Here is a 1881-nt window from a genome sequence, read left to right on the forward strand (position 1 = left end):
ATCACCGCCCTGTTTTAACAGGGTTTTTATTTTATAAAAAACTCCAACAACCTTTCTACACTCTCCAAATATACAAAAAATACAAAACAAAGGCCGTCTGAAATGCTCTTTCAGACGGCCTTTTGAATTTAACCCGTGCTTTAATTTATATTGTTGCTGCTTATTTTTTGGTATGATGTTTTTTAATTCTTTAAATTAGCCTCGAGTTTGCTATGTCTGTCTATACCAGTGTTTCCGACGCTCAAATGCGTGACTTCCTTCTGCAATATGATTTGGGAGATTTTGTTTCTTTGCAGGGGATTGCTCAAGGAATTACTAATAGTAATTATTTCTTGACTACTTCAACCGGTCGTTATGTATTGACTGTTTTTGAGGTTTTGAAATCAGAAGAACTGCCTTTCTTTCTAGAACTAAACCAGCATTTGAGTCTGAATGGTGTTGCCTGCGCCGCTCCGATTACTCGTAAAGATGGCGGACTGCATTCTATTTTGGCCGGAAAACCGGCTTGTTTGGTTACTTGTTTGAATGGTTCTGATACTGGATGGCCAACTGAAGCTCAATGCTTCCATACTGGTGCTATGCTGGCTAAAATGCATTTAGTCGGCCAAGACTTCCCTTTAAAAATGAAAAATCCTCGTTATGATGACTGGTGGCATAATGCCTGCACTCAATTGCTACCTGTTTTAGATTCCGAGGATGCCGCACTGCTTCAATCTGAAATTGAAGCTTTAGATGAAAACCTAGGAGAGCATTTGCCTTCCGGTATTATCCATGCTGATTTATTTAAGGACAACGTATTGCTTAATGGAGATGAAGTTTCCGGCTTTATCGATTTCTATTATGCGTGTAACGGTAATTTCATGTACGACTTGGCCATTGCAGTTAATGACTGGGCGCGGACAGCCGATAATAAATTAGACCCTGCTCTTTATGATGCTTTTATCCATGGCTATGAAAGTGTGCGTCCTTTATCTGATGAAGAACGCGCATATTTCCCTACTGCACAAAGAGCCGGATGTATCCGTTTCTGGGTGTCCCGCCTACTGGATTTCCATTTTCCTCAATCAGGTGAAATGACATTTATTAAAGATCCGAATGCATTTAGAGATCTGCTATTGAGTCTTAATAAGGCATAGTTATAAGATCATCCAAATCTAAATTATAAGAATCTGAAATTTTTTCTCCTTACTAAGATCCTTTTAGAGACTTAAGACCTTTACATAAAAACTCGAAACCTTGTTCATCCAACCAGGCACATCATTTCACACACAAATTGTCTAAAACGACCGAGACATTGCGTTCGGCTTTGTTTATATACGTCATGTGGACTTTCTTGCCTTTGAATTCTGCCTCGACGACAGATTCCAATAAGGCAACATCTTGGGTGAAACCGAATTTTTTGTCGTTTATGGCAATGAGTTTGACCGGTTTTCATGAAATAACGAATAGAAAGACACACCTTTATTATCTGCGGTCACGACGCATTTCGTTTTGCTGTCGGTGGCGATGACAGAAGAAAGCATATGGGCTTGTGCGTGCGGTCGGCGAAGGTGATATGTGAATCATACAACCCGAAGCTAGTCCTTAATGCAAAGGTATTGCCAAGCCATTCATGGCTTATCCTGTCTTCGGAGAGATTTTTCTCGATGGTTTTTTTGCCTGCAAAGAAAGAGCATTCTTGGGTTTTGTGGTTGCAGACTTTTTTGACGCTGAACTGCTTGTCCGAAGAAGTAATGATGATTTCGGCGGCAAGACTGTTTGAGACCTTTGCAAAAAAGCCCTTCACACGACAGCCAAAACCTAAACACAGATTTTCGGCTGCTTTTGTTTCAAATATCCACTGATTCTACTCAAATACCCCCTTAATTCCCCCTTGGATAC

Annotated in this window: 2 protein-coding genes; both read left to right on the plus strand. The window is 40.3% G+C overall.

Going from position 1 to position 1881, the window contains the following annotated elements; genetic code table 11:
* Nucleotides 1–212: 212 nt before the first annotated feature.
* Nucleotides 213–1136 carry a homoserine kinase gene (gene thrB / locus HMPREF3022_RS06755; protein ID WP_049332659.1) on the plus strand — a complete coding sequence of 308 codons (924 nt, stop codon included), beginning with the start codon at nt 213–215 and terminating at the stop codon, nt 1134–1136.
* A 476-nt stretch (nt 1137–1612) separates the two neighbouring features.
* Nucleotides 1613–1762: a hypothetical protein gene (locus HMPREF3022_RS11805; protein ID WP_160311359.1), complete on the plus strand. Its 150-nt coding sequence runs from the start codon at nt 1613–1615 to the stop codon at nt 1760–1762.
* Nucleotides 1763–1881 lie beyond the last annotated feature (119 nt).

Source organism: Neisseria sp. HMSC065C04 (assembly GCF_001815375.1).
Classification (GTDB): Bacteria; Pseudomonadota; Gammaproteobacteria; order Burkholderiales; family Neisseriaceae; genus Neisseria; species Neisseria flavescens_D.

What these genes read in the sequence shown, in the direction of transcription:
- thrB (WP_049332659.1), top strand. Translation starts at nt 213, where the DNA reads ATGTCTGTCTATACCAGTGTTTCCGACGCTCAAATGCGTGACTTCCTT.
- HMPREF3022_RS11805 (WP_160311359.1), top strand. Translation starts at nt 1,613, where the DNA reads ATGGCTTATCCTGTCTTCGGAGAGATTTTTCTCGATGGTTTTTTTGCC.